12 protein-coding genes are annotated in these 14,938 nt (G+C 59.6%); 5 read left to right on the plus strand and 7 right to left on the minus strand.

Annotated elements, in window-relative coordinates:
- Positions 1 to 122: 122 nt before the first annotated feature.
- The 4 genes from CH92_RS11015 to CH92_RS11030 form a co-directional block, all read right to left on the minus strand.
- Entirely contained in the window at positions 123 to 2,378 is a 2,256-nt protein-coding gene (locus CH92_RS11015; RefSeq protein ID WP_025241832.1) for an ATP-dependent DNA helicase, read from the minus strand.
- Positions 2,375 to 4,018, minus strand: coding sequence for a VRR-NUC domain-containing protein (locus tag CH92_RS11020; RefSeq protein WP_025241833.1), 1,644 nt, complete (start codon positions 4,016 to 4,018; stop codon positions 2,375 to 2,377). The genes CH92_RS11015 and CH92_RS11020 overlap by 4 nt, the downstream gene beginning before the upstream one ends.
- Before the next feature lie 300 nt (positions 4,019 to 4,318).
- Positions 4,319 to 5,707, minus strand: coding sequence for an oxygen-independent coproporphyrinogen III oxidase (gene hemN / locus CH92_RS11025; RefSeq protein ID WP_025241834.1), 1,389 nt, complete (start codon positions 5,705 to 5,707; stop codon positions 4,319 to 4,321).
- 214 nt (positions 5,708 to 5,921) lie between these two features.
- Positions 5,922 to 7,547 (minus strand): methyl-accepting chemotaxis protein, encoded by a 1,626-nt coding sequence (locus CH92_RS11030; RefSeq protein WP_038623431.1) that lies wholly within the window; start codon positions 7,545 to 7,547, stop codon positions 5,922 to 5,924.
- Between the two features lie 560 nt (positions 7,548 to 8,107).
- On the opposite strand from CH92_RS11030, the gene galU reads away from it, so the two are divergent.
- On the plus strand, positions 8,108 to 8,947 hold the full coding sequence (gene galU / locus CH92_RS11035; RefSeq protein ID WP_025241836.1) for a UTP--glucose-1-phosphate uridylyltransferase GalU: 840 nt from the start codon (positions 8,108 to 8,110) through the stop codon (positions 8,945 to 8,947).
- Positions 8,948 to 8,995: 48 nt separating this feature from the next.
- Here galU and CH92_RS11040 read toward each other — a convergent pair whose 3' ends face one another.
- Positions 8,996 to 9,418, minus strand: coding sequence for a VOC family protein (locus tag CH92_RS11040; protein WP_025241837.1), 423 nt, complete (start codon positions 9,416 to 9,418; stop codon positions 8,996 to 8,998).
- A 72-nt stretch (positions 9,419 to 9,490) separates the two neighbouring features.
- Between CH92_RS11040 and gorA the strand changes: the two genes are divergently transcribed.
- Positions 9,491 to 10,849 carry a glutathione-disulfide reductase gene (gene gorA / locus CH92_RS11045; protein ID WP_025241838.1) on the plus strand — a complete coding sequence of 453 codons (1,359 nt, stop codon included), beginning with the start codon at positions 9,491 to 9,493 and terminating at the stop codon, positions 10,847 to 10,849.
- A gap of 134 nt (positions 10,850 to 10,983) precedes the next feature.
- Here gorA and CH92_RS11050 read toward each other — a convergent pair whose 3' ends face one another.
- On the minus strand, positions 10,984 to 11,475 hold the full coding sequence (locus CH92_RS11050) for a copper chaperone PCu(A)C (protein ID WP_025241839.1): 492 nt from the start codon (positions 11,473 to 11,475) through the stop codon (positions 10,984 to 10,986).
- 216 nt (positions 11,476 to 11,691) lie between these two features.
- Between CH92_RS11050 and CH92_RS11055 the strand changes: the two genes are divergently transcribed.
- The 3 genes from CH92_RS11055 to CH92_RS11065 are packed head-to-tail and all read left to right on the plus strand — an operon-like array spanning position 11,692 to position 13,506.
- Entirely contained in the window at positions 11,692 to 12,060 is a 369-nt protein-coding gene (locus tag CH92_RS11055; protein ID WP_080689992.1) for a YidH family protein, read from the plus strand.
- 1 nt (position 12,061) lies between these two features.
- The gene (locus CH92_RS11060; RefSeq protein WP_025241841.1) at positions 12,062 to 12,436 is read left to right on the plus strand and encodes a DUF202 domain-containing protein; all 375 of its coding nucleotides are present in this window, start codon (positions 12,062 to 12,064) and stop codon (positions 12,434 to 12,436) included.
- 23 nt (positions 12,437 to 12,459) lie between these two features.
- Positions 12,460 to 13,506: a threonine aldolase family protein gene (locus tag CH92_RS11065; protein ID WP_025241842.1), complete on the plus strand. Its 1,047-nt coding sequence runs from the start codon at positions 12,460 to 12,462 to the stop codon at positions 13,504 to 13,506.
- Between the two features lie 168 nt (positions 13,507 to 13,674).
- Here the strand turns inward: CH92_RS11065 and CH92_RS11070 are convergent, their stop codons facing one another.
- On the minus strand, positions 13,675 to 14,646 hold the full coding sequence (locus tag CH92_RS11070; protein ID WP_025241843.1) for an aldo/keto reductase: 972 nt from the start codon (positions 14,644 to 14,646) through the stop codon (positions 13,675 to 13,677).
- Positions 14,647 to 14,938: the final 292 nt, after the last annotated feature.

Below are 14,938 nucleotides of genomic sequence, written 5' to 3' on the forward strand. Positions count from 1 at the left end.
CTGTTAGGCGTCAGACTAATGTCTAAAGTGTTCGTATGTGGCGCCTAGAGGGGCTGAGGTAAAAAGAACTGTGGCGTTGCTACAACAAACGCCAATACACAGGAGATCTGATGACTATGTAATTAGCGCGCGTCGCTCCACCAGCTGGGCAGCAGAGATCTGACCTGTGGCCGCGCGAAGCGGTCGTCCATAAGGTGGACTACGCCCTGGTCATCGGTGGTGCGGATCACCCGGCCCGCAGCCTGGACGACCTTCTGCAAGCCGGGATAGAGGTAGGTGTAGTCGTAGCCGGTTCCAAACAGTTGATTCATCCGGGCCTTCATTTGCTCATTGATCGAGTTGACTTGCGGCAAACCCAGGGTCGCGATGAACGCGCCAATCAGCCGATTGCCGGGTAGGTCAATCCCCTCGGAAAAAGCGCCACCCAATACGGCAAAGCCGATGCCTCGGCTCTCACTCGTGAAACGCTCGAGAAACGTCCTACGAGCCACTTCGTCCATACCGCGAGTCTGTTCCCAGAAGGGGAGCGCCGGGTACTTGGCCGCTAGCAGCGTAGTCACCTGTTGCAGGTAATCGAAACTGCTGAAGAACGCGAGGTAATTGCCAGGGCGCTGGTGATACTGCTGCGCAAGCAGATCGACGATCGCTTCCAACGAGGCAGCGCGATCCTGATAGCGAGTGGAGATGTGTCGCGCCAGGCGAACCTCCAGTTGCTCGGCGCGGAAAGGCGACTCGACGTCGATCCAGACCTGATTGGACGGCAGGCCCAGGGTGTCGGCATAGAACTGCCTGGGGCTGAGCGTGGCAGAGAACAGGACACAGGACCGTGCCTGGAGCAAACGAGGACCGAGAAAGGGGGCGGGCAATACATTGCGGATACAAATGACTGAGCTTCGGCCACGCGATGCTCGCTGCGGCAGCAACGTGCAATCAAATAGCGAATGTGCTCCGAACAGTTCCGCCAGACGACAGAAATGCATCGCGTCGAAGTACACATTCAGCAGGGCCGGATCGACGCCTGCAGGATGCTCCGCCAGGTAGTCGGTGATGGCGCTGATGGCTTGCTGCAACGCGCCGATGAGCTTGTGGGGCAGTTCCGACTGGACCTGGTAACTGGCGATCTGCGCGCTGTGCAATTCACCCCAGCAACGCAAAATGCGCTCGACATGTCTCTTCACACTATTTGGAGATAGCTTCTTTAACCCTTTGAAATTCCTTATATCAAGCTCGGCGGTATACATACCTCGACCGCGTTCCAGCAGGTTGTGCGCTTCGTCTACCAACACGCTGACCCGCCATTGATTGGCGAGCGTCAGGCTGTAGAGCAGGGCACTCAGGTCGAAGTAATAGTTGTAGTCACCGACTACCACATCAACCCAACGCGCCAGTTCCTGGCTGAGGTAGTAAGGGCAAACCTCGTGCGCCAACGCCACCTCGCGTAACGTCACACGGTCAAGCACCGGGCGGGTGATTGCTTCTGCGCGCGCAGCCGGGAGGCGGTCGTAGAAGCCACGGGCGAGCGGGCAGGACTCGCCGTGACAAGCCTTGTCCGGGTGCTCGCAGGCCTTGTCCCGCGCGGTCAGTTCCAGCACACGCAGCGGTATTGCTTCCGTCGTCAGACTCGCCAGCGCATCCAGTGCCAGTTGTCTTCCTGAGGTTTTCGCTGCAAGAAAGAACAGCTTGTCCAGTTGTTGACCGGGGAAGGCTTTCAGTTGAGGAAACAACGTGGCGAGCGTCTTGCCGATGCCTGTCGGAGCCTGAGCCATGAGGTGCGTTCCGGTGCAGGCGGCCTTATACACGGCTTCGGCCAGCTGACGCTGCCCCCGTCGAAACTCACCATAAGGGAACTTCAGCGTCGTCAGTGCCTGATCGCGTGCGTGCCGATGGGCCAGTTCTTGCTCGGCCCAGGCGATAAAGCGCTGACATTGGTCCTCAAAGAATCCTTGCAGTGCAGCAGCGCTGAACGTCTCGAGCAGCACCGTTTCCTTCTGGCTGCCCACATCGAAATACACCAGGGCGACGTTCAGCGACGCCAGTCCGCGTGACGTACACAGCAGCGCGCCGTACATTTTCGCCTGGGCCCAGTGCAACTGGCGGTGATTGGCTGGCTGCCGTGACAGGTCGCCGCGGTGGGTCTTGATCTCTTCCAGTCGATTCTGCTCGGGGTCGTAACCATCCGCACGGCCACGGACCAGCAAATCAAGGTATTGGCCTTCGAGCGTGACTTCGCGTTCGTAAACCTCCGCCCGGCGTGCCGTAACGGTGGCATGTCCGGCCATGCCTTCGATCGCCGTGGGCGAGGGTGTGAAGCGAAGATCCAGATCGCCTTCGTTGGCGGTGAATTCGCACAATGCACGGACTGCAACCCGGTAGCTCAAGGGGTGCCCTCGGTCCATTGCACGTAGCAGACGGCGATAGGTATGTCGTGCTGCAGGGCGAAATCGATCCAGCGCTTCTGGTTATCCTGCAGGCGGTCTCCGGGGCCTTTCACCTCGATCAGCCGGTAGCGCCGTTCGCCGGGCCAGAATTGGATCAGGTCCGGCAATCCGCTGCGGTGGCTCGGCACGTCCCGCAGAATGCGCTGAAAGCATAGGCCAAGATGCTCGGCGGAAACGCAGGACAGCGCGTCTTCCAGCAGTTGCTCATCCAGCAGACCCCAGCTGACGAATTGCGACTGAATGCCGAACTTGCTCCGAAACACTCGACGAATGCAATCGCGGTATTCGTCGGTGCCCAACTTGGCCAGGCATTCATCGAACATTCCGGCGCGGCGGGAATAGAAATCCGGCCGAGCCAGATCCGCCGGTGCCGCGTGGAAGGGATGGAAAAATGCACCCGGCAACGGCGCGAAGATCGCATCCCAGCACAGCAGACCGAGCAGCGAGTTGATCAGCGCATTCTCGACGTAGTAGACCGGCGCCTCGCTGCGCGACAGATGCTCCCGCACGGCGTGCTCGACGCTCAGGCCAGATTGCCTGGCAATGGCAAGATCGATGCGTCCCGCTTCGACCACAACGCGGCGGCGTGCCACGGGCTCGCCGAGCGCACGACGCAGGCGTGGCAGGATTCGCTGCAGCTGCTGCGCTTCGTGTTCGCTTTCCGGCGCGGCATTGGCTTCGCTTGCCAGCTGCAACGCGGCCTCGGGCTGGTCGCAGCGCTCGAGCACTCTGACCGCCCGTTCGCGCGCACCGGGATAATTGTTTGCCGCGTGCAGGCGCAGGGCCTGGCTCAGGTCGCCAACACGTTCGCATTGGCGGCCAATGCTTAGCAGCAGCTTGCCGCGCCGATGCTCCAGCCATTCGTTGGCGTAGGGCAGGTGAGGAATGTCGGTGAGCACCTCCTCCAGCGCCTCGCCCGCCTCGAAACGTTCGCGGCAGCAATGCAGGTGCAAATAGGCGTCGACGTCGTCACGACTGTGGAACGCGCGCGAGGCGGGAGAGAAACTCACCTGCTCGTAGCGGAAGATACCCAGGTCGGCTAGCACGAATTCGGTCCAGTCCTGGTGAATATTGCCAAAGAACATCAACCGTAGCCGGTCACACAACTCGCTGATGTTGAGCCCGAACGCGACTTCACCGAGCGCCTCGCACCAATTGCGGAACGGCCGTGGCTGAACATGCTCGGCCAACAGAGTCTGCAGCAGATCAGTTTTACGCTGGCTGCGGCCCGCCATGGGGCCGAAGACCCGGATCAGCTCGTCTTTATTGAGCAGGGCGAATAGTTGAACCAGATCCAGCGTCGGATCCGCGTCGATCCAGCCCTGATCGATCAGCGCGGCGGAGGCTTCCAGCGGGCAGCCGATCTCGGCATAACGCAGCTTGCTGGCACGAAACAACGTCCCCTTACGCATCACCATGCGAACCAGCAATGCCTGCGAGGCTTGCGGGACTTCGTTGAAGCGGTCCAGAAACGCGCGCTCATGGTCGGCCAGCAGATCGCCATGGCGTTCGCCGACCCAGGCAAGCACCTGGCGAAAGTTGTCGAGGTAATAGAAGGGGTTTTCCAGGGCCTGGCGCATCGAACGTCCGGTTCGGTCATGCACGGGCGCACCCGCCCGCTTGGCTGTGTATTTATACAGTTGTCGGAGGATTTCGCAACGCCGGGACGATCAGTGGTTTGGCGGGCTATAGAGCAGGATAAGGCGGAAGGGCAGTGCCGTCTTTTCGAGACCGGTTGTTTGCGGGTTCGCCTGGTGGTCGTTTCGTTGGACTTGGCAAGTCCCAGGCGCGGCGCCACCCGCCTATGCGCCGCGGTGCCGAACGCTTCGTGGAATACTCACCGCGGAATGCGCCGGACAATAGCTGGGCGCGTCAGGTCGTCACACCGTGCGCGAGAACCGGCCGCGCTGCTCGCCGCCGAGGTAGGCGTCAAAGGCCATGGCGACGTTGCGCATCATCAAGTGCCCCTGAGGCATCAGCACTACCGCATCGCCGCGGATCTCCACCAAACCGTCGGCCACCTGCTCGTCGAGCTTGGCCAACGAATCGGCGAAGTAATCGCAGAAGCCGATGCCGTAGCGCACTTCGATCTCGGAGAAATCGACGCGTCCATGGCACATCAGGGAGATGATCACGTCGCGGCGTAACCGGTCGTCCTCGCTGAGTGTGTAACCGCGATGCACCGGCAGCATGCCTTCGTTCAGCCGTGCGTAGTACTGCGACAACTCCTTCACGTTCTGGCTGTAGCTGTTGCCGACCTTGCCGATGGAGGAAATGCCGAGCCCGATCAGGTCGTAATCGGCGTGGGTCGAATAGCCCTGGAAGTTGCGCTGCAGCGTGCCGTTGGCGCGGGCCAGCGTCAGCTCATCATCAGGCAGGGAGAAGTGATCCATGCCGATATGGACGTAGCCGGCGTCTGTCAGGCGCTTGATGGTCAGCTCCAGCAGTTCCAGTTTGCGTTCCGGTGGTGGCATGTCGTCCGGGCGGATCAGCTTCTGCGCACGCACCATATCCGGCAGATGCGCGTAACTGTAAGCGGCGATGCGATCCGGGCGGATCTCGATGATCTTGTTCAGGGTGGTGTTGAAACTCTCGACTGTCTGCAGCGGCAACCCGTAGATCAGGTCGACACTGATCGACTTGAAGTTCGCTTCGCGTGCAGCCTGAACCAACTCTCGGGTCTGCTCTTCGGTCTGGATGCGGTTGACCGCAATCTGCACCTGTTCATCGAAGTCCTGCACACCAAAACTCAGACGATTGAAGCCGAGCTTGTGCAGTCCATGAATTTGTCCGGGCGTGACGGTTCGCGGATCGACCTCCAGCGAGAATTCGTGGTTGTCGCTGTCATCCATATTGAAAGCGTCGTGCAACGCGCCCATCAGATCGGCCAGTTGCTCGCTGGTGAAATAGGTCGGCGTGCCGCCGCCCAGATGCAGCTGGGTCAGCTTGCGCGAACCATCGAACAGTGCAGCCTGCATCTGGATCTCACGCTTGAGGTATTCCAGATACTCGACGGCACGTTCGGTCTTGTGGGTGATGATCTTGTTGCAGGCGCAGTAGTAGCAAAGGCTCTTGCAGAAGGGGATGTGGATATACACCGATAGCGGCTTGGGTGTCGGGGCCTCGTTGGTCTTTTGCGCGGCGCTGCGATAGTCGTCGATGGCGAAGGCCTGATGGAACTGGGGCGCGGTGGGGTAGGAGGTGTAGCGAGGACCCGGACGGTCATATTTTTCGACCAGGGCGCGGTTAAAGCTCGGCGTTTGGTCCATGTGTGGAGTTCACCTTACAAGTTAATGGAGAGGGGGAGGCGGTGCCCCGTCGCCAACCAGCGACTTGGTGACGCGATTATCTCCGTTTCCAATCACGGTTCGGATGTCTTAAATCAAGAACTCGGCGACTGGCGCGGCTCCAAGGGCCGTCAGGAAGTACGCCCTCGCCATCAAGAACGTCCTGGATATGCTAATTCGGCCTTGCCTCGCGCTTTTAACAGAGACGGAACTGCCCAACCAGGCGGTTCAGCTCGGCCGCCAGGCGCACCAGCTCATCGCTGATCTGCGAGGTCTGGCTGGCATCCGTCGAGGTCGCGTCGGCAATGTTGCTGATGGTGGTGATGTTGCGGTTGATTTCCTCGGCGACCGCGCTTTGCTCTTCTGCCGCCGTGGCGATCTGCATGTTCATGTCGCTGATCGTGCCCACTTCACTGGCAATCACGTTGAGGCTCTGGGCAGCCTTGGCGACGCATTTGGAACCAGCGTGAGCGCGGATTTGCGCGTCCTGCATGACCGTGACCGCATCGTGCACACCGCTCTGCAATTGCTCGATGATCGCCTGGATATCACGGGTGGATTGTTGTGTACGCGACGCCAGAGTGCGCACCTCGTCGGCGACCACTGCGAATCCACGGCCCTGTTCGCCTGCGCGTGCTGCTTCGATGGCGGCGTTAAGTGCGAGCAGATTGGTCTGTTCGGCGATGCCGTTGATAACGCCCAGCACCATGCCGATGGAGGCGCTGTCCGCCTCGACCTGCTTGATCACCTGTGCGCCCCGTTCGATTTCCCGAATCAGTCCGTCGATGCCGTCCAGCGCCTCGGTAGCCAGGGTGACGCCAGCTCTGGATTGCTCGTCCGCATCGTTCGAGGCCGTGGCCGTCTGGCTGGCATGCCGCGCCACTTCCTGCACTGTCGCGCTCATCTCGTTCATCGCCGAGGCCACCATGTCGGTTTCGCTGCGCTGCGCCATTACCGCCGAGTGGGTCTTTTCGGCCAGGTTGGCGACACGGTCCGACACTTCGCCCAGTTGACGGGTGACACCCGCAACCGCTTCCAGACTATGGCGAAACTTGCCAATCATGCGGTTAAACGAGTGCCCCATGGCGCCGACTTCATCCTCGGCATGGACGGATACGATGCGGCTGAGGTCCTCGTCATCCGTCATCGCCTCCATGGTGTGGCGCATGTCGTTGACGCGACTGATGATTACGCGGCGAATGATGTAGCTCATCACGATCAGGCCGGCCAGCAGAAGCAGAAGCTGGATGCCGGCGGAGGTCATGACATTGCGATTTATTTCACCGTCGAGAACCGACAGGTCGTAGCTGATCCGCACAGCCCCCATCACCGAATTTTCGGCAACGTGGTGGCATGAAAGGCAATTGGTGCCGCGGTGGTCCTGGTGAGCAAGGATCGGGTTGATGACGGTTAGCACTCGGCCGTTCTTGCCCTCGCTGACGTCCATCGTGGCCTTACCTGCCAGCGCGTCGCGGTCCATCTGATCGGCCGCCGCCTCGTGTGCGAACCCGGGGCCGAAGACCTTGGTCACCGGCTCGCCACGAACGATGCGCGCGTCAATGACGCCGGGCCTTGCCAGTATCTTGTCTCTCAGCACTTCGCGCTGGGCCATGGTGCCGGTCAGCATCATCGTGTTGATGCTATCGAAGTAAGAGTCGGCGGCATCCTTGGTTTGCTGTTCAACGACCTGCAACACCAGTCGTTTCTCGGTGCTGGCGGCATGGAGCAACGAGGCGGAAAGCACCAGTGCGAAAACCAGCACCAGGGCCAGGTTGATCTTCGCCTGGACGGACATCTGGCGGTTAGCGGGAGCGCTGCTCATGATCATTACTACTGCTCGGAAACGAATCCGCCTGAAAGCAGGCGCTATAGGCGTGGGGGCTACAAACAGGCGATCCAACCAAAGCGTTCGCTCCGTTCGATCAGCCAGGCAATCAGGTCGCATATGCGAAAGGCTGCGACTGGCTGCGGCTTTGCGGCTCGCACCGTATAGGGCGCTGGTTGATGTGTCCCTGATCTGAGTCAGTCAATCGCTTAGTTTCGTTGAGGAAAAACGGCGGTACTTCAATATGCGGCGGACCGTTTGGCAGTGCGGTTCTTCCGGGTACGGGCGCCCATGAATTTGAGTCGCACCGACTTCAATCGGCTACTTGGCAAGTTACTCGCCACCGAGCACTCTATGCTTCGCACACAAGTCAACGACCACCAGTCAGTTGGCGGCTTCGTTTACCGGCGCGAATTTAGCTGTGGGAAGCTGCGAACCCCTTGTCGTTTCGGCGGTCGTAGCCTCTAGTCAGCCGCTGTCGGCGGGACATGCAGGGTATGGCTGTTGACCGATCCAGGCGCAGTGCATCAACCGGAACTATCTTTTCAAGGACTCACATGATCAAGAAATGCCTTTTTCCTGCGGCCGGATATGGCACGCGCTTCCTCCCTGCGACCAAGGCCATGCCCAAGGAGATGTTGCCGGTAGTGAACAAGCCCCTGATTCAGTACGGGGTTGAAGAGGCACTGGCCGCTGGGCTGAGCCAGATCTCGATTGTTACCGGTCGCGGCAAGCGTTCCCTGGAAGACCACTTCGACATTAGCTACGAGCTGGAACATCAGATCCGCAACACCGACAAGGAAAAGTACCTGGTCGGCATCCGCAAATTGATCGACGAGTGCAGCTTTTCCTACACCCGCCAAGTCGAAATGAAGGGTCTTGGCCACGCCATTCTCAGCGGCCGCCCGTTGATCGGTGACGAGCCCTTTGCCGTGGTTCTGGCCGACGACCTGTGCATCAACCTCAATGGCGATCCCGTGCTGGCGCAGATGGTCAAGCTGTACAACCAGTTCCGTTGCTCGATCGTGGCCATCCAGGAAGTGCCGCCGGAAGAGACCAGCAAGTACGGTGTGATCGCCGGTGAAATGATCCGTGATGACATTTTCCGCGTCAGCCACATGGTCGAGAAGCCCAAGCCGGAGGACGCGCCGTCCAACCTGGCGATCATCGGCCGCTACATCCTGACCCCGGATATCTTCAATCTGATCGAGCAGACCGAGCCGGGCAAGGGCGGCGAGATCCAGATTACCGACGCCCTGATGCGTCAGGCTCAGGACGGCTGCGTCCTGGCATACAAGTTCAAGGGGCAGCGTTTCGACTGCGGCAGCGCCGAGGGCTATATCGCGGCGACCAACTTCTGCTACGAGAATTTCTACCTCACCGGCAAGGCGTTCTGATTCACGTCACGTCGAGCACAAAGCCACCCTTGGGTGGCTTTGTTCGTTTCATGGGGACGGCATGTCCTCGGCACCTGGTCCCAATGGCTGCCCATAGCTGAACTCGACGTAATTACCCGCGGGATCTCGCAGGCCGCAGTAGTAGCCGACCGGGTAGGGTTCATCGCGTGGCTCCCAGATCAGGCAGCCAGCCTGACGAGCACGAGCGGCAATCGCATCGACTTCGCCGCGACTCGACAACGCAAAGCCGAAATGGCTGTAGTCGTTTTCCGCCAGTTCACGATCCTGGCCCCCCGGCATGATCACGAAGATAAACTCCCGCTCCTTGCCGGGCTCGGCCATCCAGACGATTCGCGAACCTTTTCCGGCGCGCTCGTGGAACACATGCATCCCGCAGAACTGTGCATAAAACGCGATGCATGCGTCGAGGTCGGGAACATGCAGGGCGAGGTGAGTCAGGGTAGGGCGCATGCGGCATTCCTTCGGTGATCGGGCCAACGGCCATGGGTTATGCTTTGCGTACTACATGGGAGACAACAGTTCATGGCTTACGACTTCGATTTATTCGTCATCGGTGCTGGCTCCGGTGGCGTCCGTGCCGCTCGATTCGCCGCGGGCTATGGTGCCCGCGTCGCGGTTGCGGAAAGCCGCTATCTGGGTGGCACCTGCGTAAACGTCGGCTGCGTACCGAAGAAACTGCTGGTCTACGGCGCTCACTATGCCGAGGACATCGGCCAGGCCCAAGGCTATGGCTGGACCATCGACGGTGCAACCTTCGACTGGAAGGCCCTGATCGCCAACAAGGACCGCGAGATTCAACGCCTCAACGGTATCTACAAGAATCTCCTGGTCGACAGCGGCGTCACCTTGTTGCAAGCGCATGCGCGGCTGGTCGATGCCCATACCGTTGAAGTCGAAGGCCGCCACTACAGTGCCGAGCATATTCTGATCGCGACCGGCGGCTGGCCCTTCGTGCCGGACGTCCCGGGCCGTGAACACGCCATTACCTCTAACGAAGCCTTTTATCTCGACCAGCTGCCGCGCCGCGTGCTGGTGGTCGGGGGCGGCTACATTGCCGTGGAGTTCGCCTCCATCTTCCATGGCTGCGGTGCCGACACCAAGCTGCTGTATCGAGGCGAGCTGTTCCTGCGCGGCTTCGATGGTTCGCTACGCGATCACCTCAAAGATGAATTGATCAAGAAGGACATCGACCTGCAGTTCAATGCCGATATCGCGCGCATCGACAAGCAGGCGGACGGTAGCTTGCTCGCCACTTTAAAAGACGGGCGGGTATTGGAAGCAGATTGCATCCTGTACGCCACGGGCCGGCGTCCGATGCTGGACGGCCTGGGACTCGAGAACGTCGACGTCGCGCTGGACAAGCGCGGTTTCGTCGCGGTTGACGAGCAGTTTCGAACCTCAACGTCTTCCATTCTGGCGCTCGGCGACGTGATCGGCCGCATTCAGCTAACCCCCGTAGCGCTTGCCGAGGGCATGGCGGTGGCGCGTCAGCTGTTCAAACCGGAGGAGTACCGGCCGGTTGATTACAACACCATCGCCACCGCGGTGTTCAGCCTGCCGAACATGGCGACGGTCGGGCTGACCGAAGAAGAAGCGCGTAAGCAGGGGCACAAGGTGGTGGTGTTCGAGAGTCGCTTCAGGCCCATGAAACTGACCATGACCGGCAGCCTCGAGCGCAGCCTGATGAAGCTGGTGGTCGATGCCGAAACCGACAAGGTGCTGGGGTGCCATATGGCCGGGCCGGATGCCGGTGAGATCATGCAGGGCATGGCCGTGGCCTTGAAGGCCGGCGCCACCAAACGCATCTTCGACGATACGGTGGGCATCCACCCGACAGCGGCTGAAGAATTCGTCACCATGCGCACGCCAACGGGAATCTGATCGAGGCACCGCCTTGAGCACGCCCGGTCGGCCTGCGAGTTCATAGCCGGCCAGGCGAGGTAGCGTGGAGGAGGGCGGCGATGTGCACCACTGGCAGCTGAGCGACAGTTGCACCGCTCCGGCGTCATCGAGGATCAGTGATGCTGATGGGCGTTGCCGTTCGACTCAGGCGCCTGCTCCTGAATAGCGACGTCAACGGTTACCTCACCGGCGTTCTCGAAAGTCAGCGTAAGGGGGAAATGCTCTCCGGCTACCAGCGGCTCACTCAGTTTGAAAAGCATCACATGGCTGCTTCCCGGTTTGAATTCCACTTCGCCGCCAGCTGGCACCTCAACCGAATCGATACGCTCCATACTCATCACGTCGCCCTTATGGACATGGGTATGCAACTCGGCCTTTTCGGCACGGGGAGTCTGTACATTCATCAGTCGATCAGGCGTATCGCCGGGATTGCTCAAGGTGAAATACACCGCGCCGGTAGGGGCGCTCGGCGGCATAGCACGGGACCATACCTGGGTAATGATCGGCCTTCCATTGTTCATCTGATGACTGTGCGCATGGTCGTCTGCCATGGTGGTCATAGAAGCCGTGCCAAGTACGAGAGCGGTGATCAGGCGAAGCAGCATGTGTTTCTCCAGGTTGTTTTCGATGCCGAACATTAACATGGGCGCTTCAACATCTACCGTGAGCACAGGCAATCGCACTAGCGGTGCTGGTGTCGCAATGGGATCTGCAGAGCTGCTGCGTTTCTGTTTGAATAAACCTGCAGTCTGATGCCAAACGCTGTTTACAACGAAACGGGGACAGGTCTAGGCCCCATCTGATCGGAGATGCATTACCCAATGGAACGAAGTCGCTGGAGTCACCGGTTATTACCCGGAGGAAAAGAGCCCGATCCGCGTTTCACTCTAGCCAACGAACGAACCTTTCTCGCCTGGATCCGCACGTCTCTGGCGCTACTGGCCGGCGGCGTGGCCGTCGAAGCCTTTGCCGGCGGCATCTTTAGCCTGGAGTTGCGCAAGGTGCTAGCGGTTTCGTTGTTATTGCTGGCCATGTTCATCAGCTCAACGGCCTGTATTCGCTGGTTGAGCATCGAACGAGCCATGCGCCACAGCGGTCCATTGCCGTTTCCACTGCTGATTCCGATTCTGTCGATCGGCGGCACCCTGGTTACATTGGTCCTGATCAGCTTCATCGCACTGCGCGGCTGACATGCATATATCCTTTCGTCGTCGCCTGGAGCCCAAACCGCCGCCACCGCCGCTGCACGAAGATCCGGGTCTGCAGCCGGAGCGCACGTCGCTGGCCTGGGGTCGAACGCTGCTCACCATGCTCACCGTCAGCTCACTTTTCTTGCGCTGGATGCCATATCACGGGGCTTTTGTCGCCATGCTGGTTGCGCTTTCGTTGATCACGGCGCTGGGCATCTGGACCACCCAGCGGCATCGCTACACCCGCAGTGCCAGCGGCCTGAAGAGCGGGCGCATTCAAGCCGATGCGGTGTCGGTACTATGGCTGGGCGCCTCGGTTTCCATACTCGCCTTGTTAGGGCTCTACACCGTTATTTTTTTGCCGATCAGTAGCTGAGGCAGCAATTAGAAGAGGCTTAGATGACCACCGCCAATCAGCAATTCGCCAGCGACAACTATTCGGGTATCTGTCCAGAAGCTTGGGAAGCCATGGCCCGGGCGAACCAGGGCCATGATCGGGCTTACGGCGACGACCAATGGACGACCCGTGCCGCGGACCATTTCCGCCAGCTGTTCGAAACCGATTGCGAGGTGTTCTTCGCGTTCAATGGCACCGCAGCCAACTCCCTGGCGCTGTCTTCGCTCTGCCAGAGCTATCACAGCGTAATCTGCGGCGATATCGCACATATCGAAACTGACGAATGCGGCGCCCCGGAGTTCTTCTCCAACGGCTCCAAGCTGCTGGTGGCGCGGACCGAGCAGGGCAAGCTCACACCCACGGCGATCCGCGAAATTGCACTGAAGCGCAAGGACATCCATTACCCCAAACCGCGCGTCGTCAGCATCACCCAGGCCACTGAAATAGGCACCGTATACCGGCCCGACGAACTCAGAGCCATCAGCGATACCTGCAAAGAACTGGGGCTGCACCTGCACATGGACGGCGCACGTTTCGCCAATGCCTGCGCATTCCTTGGCCTGTCACCAGCGGAGCTGAGCTGGAAGGCTGGCGTGGACGTGCTGTGTTTCGGTGGTACCAAGAACGGTATGGCGGTGGGCGAAGCCATTCTGTTTTTCAACCGGGACCTGGCTGAAGATTTCGAATACCGCTGCAAGCAGGCTGGCCAGCTGGCATCCAAGATGCGTTTTCTGTCGGCGCCTTGGGTCGGCTTGCTGGAAAACAATGCCTGGATGAAATACGCCGAGCACGCCAATCGCTGTGCCCATTTGCTGGCCGAGCTGATCAGCGATGTGCCGGATGTGGAGCTTATGTTTCCGGTTGAAGCCAACGGCGTTTTCGTGAGTATTCCGCCGTTGGCGCTCGAGGCACTCAGAAGCCGCGGTTGGATGTTCTACACCTTCATCGGCGTCGGCGGCGCGCGCTTCATGTGCTCCTGGGATACCAGCGAAGAGCGGGTGCGCCAGTTGGCAGATGACATACGCAGCGTCGTTATTCAGAACCAATGAGGTAGCGGTGCCGAGGTTGAATAACGCGCCAAGCGAGCTAGGGACGATCATTGCTCGTGCCAATCCAGCAGATTTAGCATGACGGATGACTAACACGGTAGTTTCGCAACGGTAGCGCGCAGGCCTGAACACGTCAGCCTGCGCCTCGTTGTGAAGGCGTCGAGATTATTAGTCCGGAACCGGCACGTCCTCCATCAGAAGTTGCTTAGCCTTCAAGGCGCGCCAGAACTCGGTTGGTATCTGCGCTTCGAATTGCTGCACATATTGCGCTGGGCGCTTTGGATTGCTGGTGCCGGGAATGACCGATAGCACCGCAGGATGGGCAAGGCAAAACTGCAGCGCGGCGGCCCGCAGATCGACATCGAACTCCTTGCACACAGCCTCGATTTGCTGAGTTTTCTGACGGATCTCGTCGGGTGCCTGGGCATAATCGTAGTGTTCACCACCGGCCAGTACACCGGAGTTGAACGGGCCGCCGACAACGATACCCACGCCGCGCTCTACGCATTGCGGGAACAGTGTGTCCAGCGCTTCGCGCTGATCGAGAAGGGAATATCGACCGGCAAGCAAAAACACATCTGGATCGGACTGCTCAAGCGCCATGCGGCAGGGCTCAACGAGATTCACACCCAAGCCCCAGCCACGGATCATGCCTTCTTCACGCATTTGCGTGAGCGCTTTTGCAGCCCCTTGCATTGCTTGCTGAAAATACTCGGTCCATTGCGGGCCCCATTGATCTTCGGACACATCGTGAATGAACGCGACGTCGATACGGTCGACGCCCATTCGCTCGAGACTGTCCTCAATGGAGCGGCGCGCGCCGTCCGCGGAGTAGTCCACGATGCGTTTGTTGGGCAGTTCATCGACAAAGGGCTTTGCGTTTTCCGGCGCGTTTGCCGGCTGCAACAAACGACCTACCTTCGTACTCAACACGAAGTCGTTGCGTGGTTTGTTGCTGAGCAAACGGCCGAAGCGCTGTTCAGCCAAACCAGCCCCGTAATGCGGTGAAGTGTCGTAATAACGAATGCCAGCTTCCCAGGCAGCCTTGAGTGTGGCGTCAGCGGTTGCTTCGTCTAGAGGTGTGAACATGTTGCCCAAGGGCGCGCCGCCAAAACCGAGACGAGGAAGAGTGATACGCATGATGCCTCCTGATGCAGATGAAGCCGAAGACGGCGTGACATTGCATGGGAGGATGGCTGAAGCGGGATGTTCCGATGAATCGACAGGAGTACGAACATGCTCTGAAGGTTTGTACGTTCGGCTAACGAAATCCGCTGGCTTAACGTCTTCCGCTTAGATATCCTCTATTTAACATAATATAGATTATGCGTATCCAGTACTGGCGGGCTGGGTCCATATGCCGACCGTTACCGCCACGACGATATAACCGGAACGTTGGCATCGTCCGTTTGGTTGCGACTTTAGCAACGCT

It is taken from the genome of Stutzerimonas stutzeri (assembly GCF_000590475.1).
Classification (GTDB): domain Bacteria; phylum Pseudomonadota; class Gammaproteobacteria; order Pseudomonadales; family Pseudomonadaceae; genus Stutzerimonas; species Stutzerimonas stutzeri_D.